Source organism: Butyrivibrio sp. AE3003, from assembly GCF_000686065.1.
Taxonomy (GTDB): domain Bacteria; phylum Bacillota; class Clostridia; order Lachnospirales; family Lachnospiraceae; genus Butyrivibrio; species Butyrivibrio hungatei_A.
In genome coordinates, this window is record NZ_JMLX01000001.1 from 2,365,535 (window position 1) to 2,381,014 (window position 15,480).

Here is a 15,480-nt window from a genome sequence, read left to right on the forward strand (position 1 = left end):
ATCATACACATAAAGCAAGAAGAGGACTCTCGTCCTCTCCAATTGCCATGTTGTTAACAAGAATGTCATCAATATGACACTCCGTCAATACTACATCTTAAGAATTTTATCAAATATCTCATTATCATCATATTGTGAAATATTATCCCGACTATCCTTTAAGCAAAATAGCTTTGTTGGCTCTAAACGATTAGTAATATAGTAACCAACTTTATACCCCTTATAACTCAAATAACGCAAAGGGAACCCATCCTTAGGGTCATACAACTCTCCAGTCATATACATATGTAACTGTAATTTGCCACTGTTAATTCCACTTGCACGTAATTTCTCTGATAACAATAATGTATTTAGTTCCATACTATATGATCTGACGGTTGTTCCCGCCAATAAAAGAATCTCTTGGTTTTCATTATTAAGGTGAATACAGTTCCTAAATTTAAATCTTCCTAATAAAATTCCAAATAAATCATTTTTTATAAAAGGAAGCTTCCATGCATCCTTACCAACAAATACTGTATCATCGACACTATCAATTATCGTGTTCAAATCTGAATTCACATTTGATGAATCCTCTAACTTCTCAAACAAATAATGCATCGCATTTCTTTTGATTCCGCCATCTCGATTTGATAACAGTTTACCATAATCTCTTTGATAAAATCCCCATGTTGTTGTGGAATTTTTCTGTTTGAGGAGATGTCCAGTGTGTCCCTTTGTTTCATCCTTCATGGCTAGTAATGCACGTTCAAACAGAGAGCTATTGCAACTCTCATTTAAGTTCTTGCTAGGATTAAACAATTTTTTTGCAGTATCAAAGTTCTTTTCAAACATTGCAATATCAAAATCATCACCCTTAAGTGAAAAACTCATCAAAAAACCAATTTGGCCATCTGTAAAGTATTCTTCTGCATTAATAATTAGGCATTCCCACGCTTCAGATTTTATAATAAGCTTAGCCTTGTCTTTTTCTTCTCTCAGCTGATGCTTCATCTCTGCCGTGCTTTTACTCAAATCAAAAGATTCTATCAACTGTAAGATTTCTTTTTTTGCCGGACTTCCTAAAGCATCTACTAGGTTTCTAAATACAGTCATGGCCTCACAAGAATCTTCCGGTCGACCACCAAAGTCTGTGTTTCTCACCATGTTGTATACAAATCTTTTCCAATTATTATATGCTTCAACCTCTGGCTCTAACGTAGGATACCCAAATTTATATATATACTCAAATAAAGCATATCTTGCTACAGTTTCCTCGAACGTCATATCACTTGAATTTTTTGAAAATATCTTTTCTTCACTATAATAATTCTTGTTTATTGTTTTACGAATGTCTAGACTTTCATGCTCACTAAATATTTCAAGTAGCAGATTAATTTTCATCAAAGAATGAGCTATTATTTGCTTCGGTTTTACCACTTGAGAATATCCATTTCCTCCAGCAGCTATAAACCTGAAAAAAACACTCCCATTCATCTTTACAATCTTTTTATACTCGTCTCGATAATCCTTTTGTGGAACTCCGCTCTCACTTGCCTTAGAATAATAATCATCTCTTATATATGTTTGGACAAATGCCATCATAGCATCATCAAATTTATTTTGGAATCTAGAATAAAACAACTCCGCAAATCGGTTATTATAATTACTAATATAAACAACCTTATCATGAGCAGAAACGTCTTCTCCCAAAATCATTTCCATATATTGTGAATTCTGCAATTTAGCCTTAAAGATTTCAAAGTCAGTTAGCAATTTTCCACGTGCATTCATTTTTATATATAGGTCATCTGAATTATTGAAATCTTCCATTGGGAGCCAAAGAAATATGATAGGACATTCATCTCCAATCAATGCATTCTTTATGAATTCAAAATCATCTAAATTTATAAATGTAGAGTGAATGACATCAAGCACAACTAACATCGACTGAATAGTGGGATCCGATTTGAAATTTCCCGAAAACCAAAAGGTATCTTCTATCTGTTCCTTGATGTTATCTTTAGTAAAGTCCAATTCAACATCTTTTATTCTTTCACAAAATCTCCTAGAAGTATCTCTGGTAAGATATGAAAATTTCCCTAATAATTCCACCCCTTCATTGAATCCACTTCTCTTAAAGATATACCAATGCAAAAGGAATAATGATGTAAGCCTCTGCTGTCCATCTATCGGAGTAAATACATCATCTCGAACGTCACCATATATGAAATTCAATACAAGCTTATTTCCTCCATTTAGAGCATCATAAAATTCTGCTATCAAAGCATCTCTTATCTGCTCTATAGCAGCATCATTTTGCCTGCCTTGAGCATAATCCCTCTGCAACTGTGGAATTTTAATTTCATATTCGTTTATCAATTTCCAGAAGGACTTGTTAGAGTTCGTCTCATTGATTTGATCATTCATCTATTTCTCCCCCTAACATCTTAAATATTTTTAGTGAAATATCCTCGACATAGTCTTTCATATCCGATAAAGTCCATGCTTTTAACTGTGTTGCATTATCATATCCTTTTAGAAATACCCACTTTGTACCAATTGGAACATATTTCTCATCATTATTTTTGGTTCGTTCTATTTCAATTATCTTTTTTCTTTTTTCAGAAAAACAAGAATTCTTATATCCTCGATTAGTTTCAGAATCCAAAAGAACTAAGTTACTAATTGAATCATTATCAGCAATATTGAACATTGCATTTATTTCCTCTGCGATTTCAATAAATTCATCATGACTGGTAGAATTAATACAATTATCTATTTTTCCAAGTAAACTTTCATCCTCTATAATGGCCTTGTACGATGTTAACCATGCCTTCTCCTCTTCATCTGTCGCATCTTTGGGTGTCTGCGGATTTATATGCTCTATATCCCATGTCCCCTTTTTATACAGTTCAAACGGAAAGCGCTCATATGTATTATTTGCATTAACAAGCAATGCAATATTATAAAGCAACAAAATACTACGTACCTTGTTAGGCTCTTGAATAGTGATTTCTTCTAATTCCTCTTTTATGATATCAAAATCAAACTCTTCAAATGGAGTTGTCTTCTTTTGAGAAAAATATATATCCTTTAATTCTTTGAGAATATTGTTTTTAAACTCCGTTTTATTAGTCCTTGAATAATCATTATATAACCTTGTTATTATTTCAGCCCCCGAAGAATCATCCGCGATTATTAACAACCCTATTGTATGATAAAAGAAATAGTCACTATACCAATCTTTAAGAGTATCATATATATCTTGTATTTCCATCCATACATCATCAGCATCACACGTTACAAGATAATTGTTTACTGCACGAAAGATTTCATATCTGTCAGTTTCTTTATTCATATCCTCATTAATTAAATCATGGTTTGTGCAAAAAATTTCAAATATATAATCAATTTTCGTATTATATTTTATGTTCCCCTCTGAAATCATATAATTCCAAAAACTTTCATCATTCAGACCTTTTTCAATATCCTCCCATTGAAGTGCTCTATTTTGCATTTTTAACTGATCCGGAATTGCATTAAGCAAAACTGCTTTAATCAGTTCAGCATTAGTCAGTTCAATTTTATTGGCATTGATATTCGTAAAATTCTGTATCGAATCCTCTGCGTCATCCAATACGTACCATATAACCTTGACTTTATTTAATGACTCAAATATCTGCCCCAGGACATTCTTCGCTGTTTTCCCATTTCGCGAAAATGAAGTAATAAACTCTATACTAGAAATCAGATTCCTTGAATCAATACTTCTTGTTTTATATTGCTCTAACTCCCCAACCAATGTTCTAAATGAATTATCTTCAATCAGCTCATCTATAGTACTAAAAAGATCTGTAAAAACCTTTTTTTCTTGATAGACAAGTTTATATGTTTTTCGTGTAAGCTCTTCAACGACATCCTCTTTATAACTACAATAATACAGTGCTGAAATAAGCCACAATGCTGTTAATCTTTGTTGTCCATCAACCAACTCCCAATTGTCATCACTTCGCTTTACAATAATCGGTTGAAGACAATAATAATCGTCATCATTTTTATTTGATGTGACAAAATCATATAAATCTTCTAATAGTTCTTTTACCTGCGTCTTCGTCCAACGATAACCTCTCTGATACGAAGGGACAAAGAAATTTTCTCCAAAAAGCTCTTCAATTGTTTTCATGCTAACCTTTGCCATCTTAGTTGCTCCTTCAACGAATTTTCATGTAAAAGCTAATACTTTTCTACCACCTGATGGTTCATGAAAGGCTCATGAACGTTTTAAGCTCAAGTCCTCTCTTGCCAGGCTTATGAACAATTTTTTGATTGTTTCCTGGATTTTACTTATTACCTTCTAAGTTAATCCACGCAAACCTTTTCCATGTAGCAATCCAAAAACTCTTGCGTAACACCATGCAAATGTCTATGCGTACAAATGTAATACAGTTCCTCAACTGACGAGTACGAAAAGTATCTCGCATCAAGGCTCTTGAATTGAGGCCTATTAGCCTCATCCACAACCTTCTCACGCAAATCATCTGGTGCAACAATTACATATTTGTTGCTATATTTACCCCCTTACAGAGTTGAGTTTAATTCATTTTCTTATCTATCATCAATTTCCAGAGTTTGTTGTATAATCTAGACATTTTTACTTCTCTATGTCTAAAACCATTCATAGAATAAATCTCAAATCCGGTCATACCGATTAAAATATTATACCATTTTCACTTTAGTTTATCGATGAATTCTTGAATATCTCAATATCTGTCCTTTACGATTTTCCAACCTTGTAACCTTAGATTTGCTTACCCCACAGATTATTCTAATCTCATGTTTTGTTTCCATAACATTTCTCTTAAATCCTGTCGTAGCGCCGCTTCTAAAGAATCCCTACGAGGGCTATAAAAGAAGTGGCAAGCAGTGCATTTGACAGACAAATGCTCTTGCCGCTTGTTGGAGGCGTACCGCCCCAAACCCCTTTAACCGAAAAATTCGGAACAGCGCTATCGCTTAATAACTACGTTTTTGTATCACCGAGAAGGCTGCGATTTCTCGATTTTCTTATCTGTATCTTTTGCATCGATTTGTAAAAACATCTCCACGTTTCTCTTCGCTTCCTGAAGATTTTTGTTATTATCCCTCTTCAGGTAATACTCCCTGTATAAAGATTTCTTATCCTGCATAAGTCTTCCAATCTCATTGTTCAGTTCTTTTATCGATGGAAGCTTTTGTCCATACTCGTTGAAAGCATTTTTTGCTGCTCTGCACTTTGTTATTTCCTCCCGATGAGCTTCAAAGAACTTTTTACTGTAATGAGATTTCTTATATTCTTCGAAAATAGCTCTTGTCTTATTGAAGTTAATCAGGTGTTTTCGAAGCTTTCCTAGTTCATCGATTTTTCCTTCAACAGCTCTTATGCTATCCGTAAGTTTTCTAAAATCTACCGCAGATCCATCTGCTTTTTCCTTGAGTTCTGCATAACTTCTGATTCCCTTATCATTTAAAAAGAGCAAAGTTTTCATTATAGCTTTGTTGTTGAATTTCTTACTCCAGCGAACATAACCTATACCCTTTCCCTGCCTTATCTTTTCCTGAATATCAACGAGCAAGTCAAAAGAAACTTCCTCCTTAGAATCTTTACTCTCTTTGATTTCGTAAATTCCATCAATCTTATTTTTCAGAGCTTCCACCGAATACTCTTTTCCCAAGGATCTGAATCTAACAAAGTTTTTCCTTCCAAGGCCTCTAAGTGTCAAGTGCTTTCCTCGTTTTATCTCATACCCGGCTTTTTCAAGTTCGGATATAAGAGCTTCAAGATTTTTTGGCTTACCTGCAAGAATCTTATCAATGGCATCTCTTATATCTTGGCGATAGCTCTTTTGATAGATTGGTTTCTTTCCTTTATGCTTGTAAGGTTCTATTACTGATAGGCCATGCTCAAGACAAATCATGTCAGATAGGCGTCTAAGACCTATTCCGCAAAACCATGAGTCTCTGAATTTCTTGTCACAATGCAGGTTGACGGAGTTATATATAACATGATTGTGGATATGATCCTTATCAACGTGAGTACAACAGATGAATTGATGATTTCCTTTGGTAAACCTCATGGCAGTTTCGAAGCCAATCGCATTTGCTTCTTCCGGCGTAACTTCGCCGGGTTTAAAGGATTGTCTAATCTGGTAAGCAATGATATCACCCTTATATTCTCTGCCTGTAGTTCTTATGTAATCATTTCTTGAGTCCAAGAACTCTTTTTCCACAATATCCACATCGCAAGCATAGGCAGTAATATACTTTCCGTCTTCAGTCTTATCTTCGTCCTTGGCATAATCTGTTCGAGCTGCCAGGCATTGTCCCACCGACTTTCCAATATTCTTATGCATAGCAATCAGTCTCGTTGCTGCCATTTCCGTTTACCTCATTTCACTCAATACATATCATTGAACTTATCAAGAATACTTCCCATAAGCCTTATGAGTTCCTTGTGTGATCTCTGCAGACTTTCAATGTCAGCCTTATATATGCTTCCGGTCTCATTAGCTCTTCTTGCGTACTGATTAAGATTGTTACTCTCAATACTTAGTAGCCTTTGAATATCTTTAAAGTCCGACATATCAATCTCTATCACAAATCCTCTTAAGACTATTTTTCTGAGGTAGGCACTAAGATTCCTAATGCCTACGCTCTCCATCTTTGCATATATCCTTTCCAGTTCTTCAGGTGTTGCCCTAAAGAAAACCTTGCATGTCCTGTTAATCATCAGCATTCACATCCTCTTCATCTGACTCAATCCGATTAAGATAATCATTCTCATCATCCACGTAGTCCACATCGGGATCCAGTTCATCCTTTGGCTGCTGTCTCTTTTTCTTAAGAGCAAAATATGCAAATATCATTCCGATCGCAGTAATGGGAAGAACGATAAGAAGCAGAGTATAGTCTTTCTTCACTGGTTCAGGCGTTGGTGTCGGCTCTGGTTCTGGAATAGGCGCGGGAGTCGGTTCAGGCTCAGGCTCTTTATTCTCTTCCTTCACAAGTTCCATATACTCTTTTACTTCCTCATCATCCATCAGAGTAAGAAGGTCTCTTTCATCAACCATATTCAAGAAATGAACATTCTCATTACCATCATCATCTCTGTCGATTATGATGTAGAAATAATTTCCGCTCTTTGTAACGACCGTTATGAACTGTTTGCCGCCACACTCCAAACTTCCGTAATCATCAACAAGCTCCATATTTCCGTCGGGTGTAAGCGGCCCATATTCTTCAGGTAGCTCATCCGTTTCTTTTCCCTCACAATCATGGAAATCATTTCCGCATACCTTGCACTCTTTGTTGATGCAATCCTCAGTACACTTTGTTTCACAAGTACACTCCGGTGCATTCGCAGATACATTTACCGGAGTTGTTCCAATAAAAAGAGCTGCAGCACCCGCCACAGCTTTCACACCAAACTTATTAAGCTTAAGATTCTTCATAACCTGTTTCCTCACTTTCATCATAGTCTTTACCCAAGTCCGCTTCATTTACATTCGCAGTACCCTCTACAGGATTTCCCGACAAAAGAGCTTCCAACCTTCCGTCAGCCGCTATCTGAAGAAGTTTAGCCAGCTCTTCGGGGCGAAGTTTTCTTTTGGCAACTTCCGATATGATCTGATTATTCTCAGCTTCTTTTAACTTATTCTCACAAGCCTTAACTCTCGCCTCAGCCTCAGCTCTTCGCATCTTGGCTCTCTCAAGTTCATCTCTTAATCTCTCAATTCTCTCAAACATAATTACCTCCTTCATCCGTTTATTCTTCCATAGGTGTAAAAGTGCTTTCGCCAATAGTTTGTATTTATAGATGTATACTGAATCGGATTTCCTGCATGAAGCATCATCCCATTCCCGACGTATATTGCAACGTGACTGGCACCCTTCACATCATAAGTTCCTTTGAAAAAGATAAGGTCTCCCGGCTGCGCTTCCGATGCAGAGACTCTTGTACATCTTCCAAGAAGTCCGTTCGCAGTAGTTCTTCCGACATTCCATCCGTTGTTGCTATGATTGATCACCCAGCATACAAATCCCGAGCAATCAAACGAAGTAGAAGGTTTACTTCCTCCCCAAACATACGGATATCCGAGATACTTCTCAGCCTCTCTTATCATGTTAGAAAATCTTGTGTTGGTAAGAGCTTCAGGCGGAACGTCGTACTCACCGTATCTTCCCGGCTCCACTATGGAATAAATATCTTCCTCAAACAGATATCTTTTATTGCCATAAGTCTCAAGAAGAACTTCGTACCTTGCCATCTGGTCTGCGGATAACCCAAGACCTCTTATAACAGTATCCAGCGTTCGATTGACCAACGTAACCTTTAGGATCCTATATTCGTACTGAGCTCCCGTATCTTCATCAGTTCTTGTCTCCGTAACAGAGTTAAAAGAAAGATAATACTGCCGCTCAAATATCTCAGCCAAAGTTCCCCTCACATAACTGTCTTTATACTGTTCGTAAAGAACTGTGAGCACTGCCGCAAGCTGATACGGATTATGCCCGATGTTATCAAGGTAGTATTGATACTCGTCATAACCGGGATGATCGGTCTCAGCATTGTCTATAAGCTCTTGCAGTGCTTCTTCAAGTTCCCTGTAGTCATCCTCAACCTCATATATATCCTCATCATCGGATGTATAACTTGTTGCGACTCCCACATGGGATGTTCCCGTAAGACCTGAACCACACGAAGAGAAAAGAGCTCCGATCACAAGGATAAGAACCATCACGACCATAACGACAAAACTTTCTTCAAAATGTTCCGTTATAAATTCGGCAAACTTTCCCGTCAGGTCTTCGGCTTTATCCACAAATTTTCTGCTGATATCCCCAAACTGATTTGCCGCCTCTTTGGAGCTTCGATTCTGTACCTTTCTCTGAGTCTCTTTCTTTATTTGCGCTCGCTGTCTTGCCTTTGATTGAGGATTGGATTCCGACTTCTGTACCGCTCTATCCTCAGTCGCATGTTTACGTAATTTCTTTGCTCTCTGCTTTTTCTTATAGTTGTATTTCTCGAGCTTTTCCGCATAAACATGGGCTACAGATATTCCCGCCTCAATACTTTGGACACCGGAGTTCTTATCTTCACTATTCTTTTTTCTTTCATCATCCATTCTTCTGCTCCTTTGCTTCATTAATCTCCTGCGGCTTCGTAGTCATGATTCGATAAAGTTCAAGGTCTTTAGGGAATCTGTCAACAAATGGCAGGATGACATTTCCGTAAAACAAAAGCCCTTCACCTTCTCCCGAATGTGTTACATACGAGAGCTGATGAGGACTTATGTTAAGCTGCTTGGCGAGGATTTGCCTGTCTCCCACCGCCTGATTGAGCATGAGAATAAAATCTGAGTTTTCAAAGACATTCTCAATCTCACGTGAAGCAAGCAGATCTTTAATGTTCTGAGTTATACCTGTCGGGATTCCTCCCCATTTTCTGAAGCGCTTCCATATCTCTACCGTATAAGCGGCTGTCTGCTCTTCTTTTAGGAGCAAGTGCATCTCATCCGAATAGTACCTTGTAGACTTTCCGGCTTCTCTGTTGGATGATACCCTTCCCCAAACTTGATCCTGAATTATGAGCATCCCAATCTTTTTGAGCTGCTTTCCAAGTTCCTTTATGTCATAACAGACTATCCTGCTCTTTATGTCCACATTTGTTCTGTGGTTAAAGACATTAAGTGAACCCGATACATAAATCTCAAGCGCAGTGGCTATGTGTATAGCCTCCGCTTCTTCCTGTTTAAGGAGCTCATTGTATAAATCTTCAAGTATAGGCATATTCTCAGGCACAGGATTTTCATAATACCTTCGGTATATCTGGTGAATACATCTGTCGATGACCGTCTTCTCTACAGGGAGAAGGCCCTCTTTTCCTCCGACAATAAGCTCGCACAAGGAAAGGATGAAATCTGCCTTCAGCATGACCGGATCGTCATCATCGGAATAATTGTTGTTGATATCCATCGGATTGATATACTGCGTCGACGTGGGACTTATCTTTATGACCTGACCTCCGAAGTGTTCAACAAGTGGACTGTACTCACGCTCGGGATCTGATATAACGATATCGTCATCCGTTACAAGAAAAGCATTAGCAATCTCTCTTTTCGCTGCAAAAGACTTTCCGGAACCGGGAGTTCCAAGTATGAGTCCGTTGGGATTCTTAAGTAGCTTTCTGTCTACCATGATGAGGTTACTGGACAATGCGTTCACACCGTAGTACAAAGATTCTTTTCCCGTCTGGAACAATTCCTGCGTAGTAAAAGGAACAAAGATAGCCGTTGAAGAAGTTGTCATTCCTCTTCTTATCTCGATAAGATTGCTTGCAAGCGGAAGCATACTCATAAGTCCCTGCTCCTGCTGAAAATCGAGTCTTATAAGATTGCAGTTATGCTTCTGAGCTATACTGTTTGCCTGAAAGAAATTGTTCTCAAGCTCCTGCTGTGTTGTCCCGGTGTTCATAACAAGAAATGTCATAAGGAACATTCTTTCATTCTGTGACTGCAATTCCTTCAGGAGTTCTTTTGCATCTTTTCCGTAAGTCGCAAGATCTGAAGGAATTATATCCATATCATACCCGGAGCGGACTGCCTTTTTCTGTTCATCAATCTTGGATCTGTCCAGCTCCGTGATCGTATGCTTGATGGTCTTTATCGCTTCATTCTGATTGACCGACTGCAGATGGATAGTAACTATCTGACTGGATTCCATAGAAAGAAAATCAGCAAGCATCCTGTCACTTATATCAGATGCAGTTATATGCAAAAAGCTCATGCATCCGTAAGTACTTCCCATCTTAAAGACTCTTCCGTTCTTGAAGTAGAAGCTGCTTGGTGCAATGGCATCCTTAACAGAGGATCCCGCTTTAGAAAAATCATTCCAGTCAAAATAGAACTTGGAATCATCCCCCATATGGAACTGAGCATGCATAAGCTCAAGTCTCTCCATTCCGTTAAGAGTTGCGGCTACCGCCCCTATTCTCTTAAAGTTGTTGAGAAGATTATTCTCAATATGTGCAAGCCTCGGCTTAGCCTCTTTTATGCCGTTTGCATGTATTCCGAAGGTAAGAAACTTTGTCTTGGTAAGTCCGTTGTTCCCTGCCTGCATCTGATGAAACAGCATGTAACTGTACTCGTCACGAACTCTGTCGTAGCCGTCGCCCCTGTGCTTTATGGCTATCTTTTTCTCAAACTTCTCCACATCTGTCGTGAGGTTTAAAAAAGATAACTGGAAATGTACCGAGCTGTCGAAGAAATTAAGGAAGCTACACCATTCCTCAAAAATCTCCGTCTGGTCTTCCTGTTGAGCAAGTTGGTAATTGATATCCTGAAACTGTATTGTCTTAGTGTAAAAATTCTTCCCTACGCGGCATATGCCATCGGGAAACATTCTGTCAAAGGGAATGCTTTCCTGTGCGGTCTGAGGCACGTCTCTTTTTTTCTTTCCCTTTTGAAATGGTTTTATCATCTGTCTTCCTTTCCTGCTCTGCTATTGTTTCAAGCAGTGCATAATAATTTTGTGTTCTATATGGGCGCACTTTAGGTCTTTTGAACGTAGCATCAATGAAATGCTCTATGTACACCTCAAGCGGCTGCTCATTCTTTTCATACATGGCAAGAAAAAACAGTGGCATCATGGTGATCATCATCCCAAGAGTTGCCACTGTCACATTTCCAAACCGTTTTATGAGAAAGAAGGTGGGAACACCTATCATTGCTCCCAGCGAAAAGCATATGAGCTGTCTTTTTGTCAGATTAAAAAATACCTTGGATTTCACTTTTGAAAAATCACGAGGTACACTGATATAATTTGCCATAAATCCTCCTTATGTTGCATGAAGAATCGATTTTGCTATCGAACCCGACTTAAGCAGCGTAAAGCCAAGAAGCACCGTAAATCCAAATACTTTCCACATTGATGCCATGATGTCTGAGCTAAATGCGACAGACTGTATCATCACGGCATATATGCCAACGCAGACCATGATAAGAAATCCCTGAAGCCCAAGAGCCCACAGAGCCTTAAAATAGTTCTGTCCCATCTGCGATTGTTCCTGATTTCCAAACGTTGCGAACGGGATTGGAGCCATTGAAACGTACAGATAAATCTCAATCATCCTTCCATTCACCACGATGAAGATAAACACCGCTGCCAGCTTTATGAGGAACTGCAAAACAAATGTCTGTAGGAAGATGCTGAACAGTTCTCCCGTATCCATCGCTTCAAGAACAGGCTGCATTGATGCAAGAGTGGATGCATCTACCGTCGTGCTTGCGGCTATGATTCCTCCACTTCTTTCTATAACCCACTTGGCTACATCAAACACCGCCATTGTTATCGTAAAAGTATTTGTTATAAGTGTTACCGCCACAAAAGTCTTAAATACCCATTTAAAAAATATAAAGGTCTCGAAATTGGCAAGGTTGTTGTGACTTATCACGAGCTGGATAAGCTCATAACATGCAATGATAGTCAGGATGATTCCCGCTATCGGCATTATCAGATTCTCTGACAAGGTTCTTATCAGGTTATATACCGACGGTAAGAACTCTGCAGGTGTCTGCCCAACAACATTTGATATCTCTCCAACCTCTGTATTCAACGATGAAAAGGTATTTGTAAGATGTTCCATTATTCCTTCGATGAGCATGTTTCTAAACCATTCTTCAATCTGTTCTAATACTGATTCCATGCATGCCCTCCATTACTTTTAAATACGACCGGAGATTTCTCCCCGGCCGCTGTCTGATCACTCCTACCAATCTTAAAAAAGACCTGCAAGAAGAGGTACAAGAGTCGTTCCGATAAGTGCAATTCCGCCTCCTGCCATTAGCTGCTTCATCCCCTGGCTCTTAGCAGCGGGATTGTCTCCGCCGTATCCTTCCATAAGGTTTATGCCGCCCCAGATGCCAAGACCTGCTCCAAGTGCGATCACGAGTGACTGAAGTACTGTTACTGAACTCTGAAAAAATGCCATAATAAATTCCTCTCTTTCTTTTAAACAAAAATGAGCGCCTCGAAAGATCTTTATTTTTCTTCCGGTACGCTCTCCAATTCATCTGCGTCGATGACTTCATATTCGTCATCGGGTCTAAGTATTAAGTTGTCTCCGCGCTTTACGAACTGCTCAACATCAAAGTAGTTCTTTGCGCTGTAATCTGCAGTCAGGTGATACTTGGGATGTTTGGTAAGGTCATACTTATTTGATATGAATGGTCTTACACCTCTCACCTGAACTATGCACTTGCCTCCGTCAAGGACAGCAAGCTCATCCATGCTCATAAGGTCATGCCCTACCTTCTGATAATTTGTAGATATCGAAGGCTGCATCCCTTTGGTATCTTGGATGTTGTAATAGTCGATTGTCTCTTTTCCAAGGACTGCGCTTAAATCTTTTAATGTCTCAGTCTCACTTCCTCCAAGGAATATCTGCGAATCCATGTTGCCTATGATTGTTTCGCACTGCTCCTTGTACAATGCCTTTAGCTGTGACTTCGCCTGAAGGACTAAACAAGCCGATATCTCCCTGCTTCTTATCGTAGCTACGATACGTTCAAGATTCGGGATTGTTCCGCAGTTGGCACACTCATCAATAAGGCACCTTACATGAACAGGCAATCTCCCGCCATACTCATCATCTGCTTTTTCGCAGAGTAGATTAAAGAGCTGCGTGTATATCATGCTTATAAGGAATGAGAATGTGCTTTCCGTATCAGACATGATGAGGAAAAGAGCTGTTTTTTCATCTCCGAGAGTATCGAGCTCAAGGTCGTCATAAGCCGTTATCTCACGAAGTTCCGCGATATCAAACGGAGAAAGCCTTGCGCCGCAAGATACAAGGATTGATTTCGCTGTCTTTCCGGCAGCCAACTTGTATTTCTTGTATTGTCTTACAGCAAAGTGATCGGGCTTCTCTTTTTCCAGATCTTCGAAGATAAGGTCTATCGCGTTCTTAAAATCCTCATCATCCTCCCTGACTTCCATAGCATTGATCATCTCAAGCAGCATCTTGAAATTCTGCTCTTCTTTGGGAGCTTCATAATGAATGTAACCGATAAGCGCCGTATAAAGCATTGTCTCTGCTTTATCCCAAAACGGATCTGAGCTCTTTCCTTCACCCTTCGTGTTCATCATTAGCACGTTAACCATCTTAAGGATGTCTTTCTCTGAACGGATGTATTGAAAGGGGTTATAATGTTGGCTCTTTGCAAAATTTATAGTGTTGAACACCTTTATCCTGTAGCCGTTCTTATATAGCGCCATACCCGTTTCCGGAAGGAGCAGCCCCTTTGGATCCGTTACCACGTATGATGAATGCATCTGAAGGAGATTTGGCTTTATGAAAAAGCGCGTCTTACCTGAACCGGAACCGCCTATCACGAGGACATTTTTATTCCTCGCATACTTGGGATTTGACGGTCTTGAATTCATGGTAAGCATCTCACTTTCAGAAAGAATAACGTTATTTGCAAACACAGGGTCAATGTACGGCTCTATGTCTTTCCTTGTGCCCCACCGGGCTGAACCGAATTCCACCCTGTGCCTGTATTTCTTTTTATTCTCCCTTTTATCCCAGATGAAAAGAATGAGCATCAGAATCGCAAATCCAATAATTCCGACAAGAACTCTTGGACTCTTGAGCAAAGTTTCATACGTTATCATCTGCTCTTCTCCTTTGCCTTGCTTCTTGTTCTCTTTGGTCTTTCCGCAAGCTTTTGTTTAAGCTGCTTTATCCTCTCGTGAAGCGAAGATTTCTTCTCTTTCATGAGCTTCTTTTCTGTATAATAACGGATAACATCAGCAATCGCGTCCTGATCTCTTGCCTTAAAGAAAACGGAGTAGGCAGGCGGTTCCGAACCTTTTTGCTTGACAACCGCAAAATCTACTCCGTATCTTTTGGCAACCTTCTGAAAATCTCGCAGCTCTGTCTTGGCGATATCTACACTTGTTGCACCCTCGTCTTTACGAATAAGGTGTTTGATCTTCATCTTGCCATGTCTAACCTTGGGATCTTTGCTTATAAGTTTCTTTGCACCCTCTCTCAGATTTTTTTCGACCTCCAAAAGCTTCATAACATTCTTTTCCGTAAGCTCATATGACTCTCTTGTAAATCGATAGCAAAATCTGATCGCGTCCTGTGTAAGCTGCTCATTTTCCACGTATTCATCACCTCCCTTCGCTTTTTACAAAGGAAAGCCAAAGTCACTCCAAGCTGATATTTGGATTCTCCTCCTTCCACTCCTGTATTCCTTTCTGCCCCAGAAGATTCTTGTAACAAGGAAAACATATCCTGTGGTCTCTGCCATATGGGCAGCCACGGCACGGATAATCGCTCCTTATGTATGCTTCCAGCGCCTTTTGTCGGTACACACAATTTCTTTTTATGCCATTGCAAACAGCCTTATGCTCACACCCTCGGCAGTTCTTTGGCTTATCCTTTGAAAAAATCAT

At 39.2% G+C, this 15,480-nt stretch carries 13 protein-coding genes and 1 pseudogene; all 14 read right to left on the bottom strand.

The window, feature by feature from the left end; translation table 11 throughout:
• Positions 1–90 precede the first annotated feature (90 nt).
• Positions 91–2,409: a DUF262 domain-containing protein gene (locus CD00_RS0111420; RefSeq protein ID WP_026656081.1), complete on the bottom strand. Its 2,319-nt coding sequence runs from the start codon at positions 2,407–2,409 to the stop codon at positions 91–93.
• On the bottom strand, positions 2,402–4,180 hold the full coding sequence (locus tag CD00_RS0111425) for a DUF262 domain-containing protein (protein WP_026656082.1): 1,779 nt from the start codon (positions 4,178–4,180) through the stop codon (positions 2,402–2,404). Before CD00_RS0111425 ends, CD00_RS0111420 begins: the two co-directional genes overlap by 8 nt.
• Before the next feature lie 835 nt (positions 4,181–5,015).
• Positions 5,016–6,395, bottom strand: a complete 1,380-nt coding sequence (locus tag CD00_RS0111430) for a relaxase/mobilization nuclease domain-containing protein (RefSeq protein ID WP_026656084.1) — start codon at positions 6,393–6,395, stop codon at positions 5,016–5,018.
• A gap of 20 nt (positions 6,396–6,415) precedes the next feature.
• Positions 6,416–6,748 (bottom strand): plasmid mobilization protein, encoded by a 333-nt coding sequence (locus CD00_RS0111435; protein WP_026656085.1) that lies wholly within the window; start codon positions 6,746–6,748, stop codon positions 6,416–6,418.
• On the bottom strand, positions 6,741–7,469 hold the full coding sequence (locus tag CD00_RS18185) for a DUF4366 domain-containing protein (RefSeq protein WP_051594170.1): 729 nt from the start codon (positions 7,467–7,469) through the stop codon (positions 6,741–6,743). Before CD00_RS18185 ends, CD00_RS0111435 begins: the two co-directional genes overlap by 8 nt.
• Positions 7,456–7,764, bottom strand: a complete 309-nt coding sequence (locus CD00_RS18190) for a DUF4315 family protein (protein WP_185750443.1) — start codon at positions 7,762–7,764, stop codon at positions 7,456–7,458. Before CD00_RS18190 ends, CD00_RS18185 begins: the two co-directional genes overlap by 14 nt.
• Positions 7,765–7,775: 11 nt before the next feature.
• A complete protein-coding gene (locus tag CD00_RS20965; RefSeq protein ID WP_051594171.1) occupies positions 7,776–9,143 on the bottom strand; it encodes a C40 family peptidase in 1,368 nt (455 codons plus the stop codon).
• A complete protein-coding gene (locus CD00_RS0111455) occupies positions 9,136–11,496 on the bottom strand; it encodes a VirB4-like conjugal transfer ATPase, CD1110 family (RefSeq protein WP_026656086.1) in 2,361 nt (786 codons plus the stop codon). The genes CD00_RS20965 and CD00_RS0111455 overlap by 8 nt, the downstream gene beginning before the upstream one ends.
• Positions 11,423–11,845: a PrgI family protein gene (locus tag CD00_RS0111460; RefSeq protein WP_026513594.1), complete on the bottom strand. Its 423-nt coding sequence runs from the start codon at positions 11,843–11,845 to the stop codon at positions 11,423–11,425. The genes CD00_RS0111455 and CD00_RS0111460 overlap by 74 nt, the downstream gene beginning before the upstream one ends.
• A gap of 9 nt (positions 11,846–11,854) precedes the next feature.
• A complete protein-coding gene (locus CD00_RS0111465) occupies positions 11,855–12,721 on the bottom strand; it encodes a VirB6/TrbL-like conjugal transfer protein, CD1112 family (protein WP_026656087.1) in 867 nt (288 codons plus the stop codon).
• A 72-nt stretch (positions 12,722–12,793) separates the two neighbouring features.
• Positions 12,794–13,006, bottom strand: a complete 213-nt coding sequence (locus tag CD00_RS0111470; RefSeq protein WP_026513592.1) for a Maff2 family mobile element protein — start codon at positions 13,004–13,006, stop codon at positions 12,794–12,796.
• Between the two features lie 50 nt (positions 13,007–13,056).
• Positions 13,057–14,655: pseudogene (locus CD00_RS18200) on the bottom strand (VirD4-like conjugal transfer protein, CD1115 family); the annotation flags it as partial.
• Positions 14,656–14,687: 32 nt separating this feature from the next.
• Positions 14,688–15,188, bottom strand: coding sequence for a PcfB family protein (locus CD00_RS18205; RefSeq protein ID WP_051594172.1), 501 nt, complete (start codon positions 15,186–15,188; stop codon positions 14,688–14,690).
• Between the two features lie 43 nt (positions 15,189–15,231).
• The gene (locus CD00_RS20415; protein WP_026513590.1) at positions 15,232–15,480 is read right to left on the bottom strand and encodes a hypothetical protein; all 249 of its coding nucleotides are present in this window, start codon (positions 15,478–15,480) and stop codon (positions 15,232–15,234) included.

Coding starts and splice junctions, on each gene's coding strand:
- CD00_RS18190 (WP_185750443.1), bottom strand. CDS start 7,764: ATGTTTGAGAGAATTGAGAGATTAAGAGATGAACTTGAGAGAGCCAAG.
- CD00_RS18185 (WP_051594170.1), bottom strand. CDS start 7,469: ATGAAGAATCTTAAGCTTAATAAGTTTGGTGTGAAAGCTGTGGCGGGT.
- CD00_RS20415 (WP_026513590.1), bottom strand. CDS start 15,480: ATGATTTTTTCAAAGGATAAGCCAAAGAACTGCCGAGGGTGTGAGCAT.
- CD00_RS0111425 (WP_026656082.1), bottom strand. CDS start 4,180: ATGGCAAAGGTTAGCATGAAAACAATTGAAGAGCTTTTTGGAGAAAAT.
- CD00_RS0111465 (WP_026656087.1), bottom strand. CDS start 12,721: ATGGAATCAGTATTAGAACAGATTGAAGAATGGTTTAGAAACATGCTC.
- CD00_RS0111460 (WP_026513594.1), bottom strand. CDS start 11,845: ATGGCAAATTATATCAGTGTACCTCGTGATTTTTCAAAAGTGAAATCC.
- CD00_RS20965 (WP_051594171.1), bottom strand. CDS start 9,143: ATGGATGATGAAAGAAAAAAGAATAGTGAAGATAAGAACTCCGGTGTC.
- CD00_RS0111435 (WP_026656085.1), bottom strand. CDS start 6,748: ATGATTAACAGGACATGCAAGGTTTTCTTTAGGGCAACACCTGAAGAA.
- CD00_RS0111430 (WP_026656084.1), bottom strand. CDS start 6,395: ATGGCAGCAACGAGACTGATTGCTATGCATAAGAATATTGGAAAGTCG.
- CD00_RS0111470 (WP_026513592.1), bottom strand. CDS start 13,006: ATGGCATTTTTTCAGAGTTCAGTAACAGTACTTCAGTCACTCGTGATC.
- CD00_RS0111455 (WP_026656086.1), bottom strand. CDS start 11,496: ATGATAAAACCATTTCAAAAGGGAAAGAAAAAAAGAGACGTGCCTCAG.
- CD00_RS0111420 (WP_026656081.1), bottom strand. CDS start 2,409: ATGAATGATCAAATCAATGAGACGAACTCTAACAAGTCCTTCTGGAAA.